This is a genomic window from Rhizobium croatiense (genome assembly GCF_019793465.1).
GTDB lineage: Bacteria > Pseudomonadota > Alphaproteobacteria > Rhizobiales > Rhizobiaceae > Rhizobium > Rhizobium croatiense.
This window is the reverse complement of record NZ_JAILYJ010000071.1, coordinates 1-434: the sequence shown is the minus strand read 5'-3', so window position 1 is coordinate 434 and position 434 is coordinate 1. Positions and strand designations below refer to the sequence as shown.

At 62.9% G+C, this 434-nt stretch carries 1 protein-coding gene; it reads right to left on the bottom strand.

What is annotated here, in order from left to right; genetic code table 11:
* Window positions 1-158: 158 nt before the first annotated feature.
* Window positions 159-434, bottom strand: a 276-nt coding sequence (locus K6M89_RS30605; protein WP_281428494.1) for a formyltransferase family protein, incomplete at its 5' end; no start/stop codon positions are given.

Below are 434 nucleotides of genomic sequence, written 5' to 3'. Positions count from 1 at the left end.
CGGCAGCGCCATGCGATCAACAAGCGCCTCGTCGGTCATGACACCCCTCCGCAGCATGATTCGATTACCTATTGAACGAGATAATCAAGTACTTGCCGCCGGCAGGCAACGGGAGATTGTCATTCGCCAGCAAAAGAGATGCAGGGTCTAGGCGGCGCTCAACCCATGCGTTCGGAAGCGTAGCCGCCGGGGCTTGCCGGAAAGACCACGGTGCGGTTGCCGTTCAGGAAGGTGCGGTGGTGGATGTGAGCGTGGATGGCGCGGGCCAGCACCTGGCTTTCGACGTCGCGGCCGATCGAGACATAGTCGTCGGGCGACTGTGCATGGGTGATGCGTGCCGTGTCCTGCTCGATGATCGGGCCCTCGTCGAGATCGGCGGTGACGTAATGCGCCGTCGCCCCGATCAGCTTCACGCCGCGGCCGTAGGCCTGCTT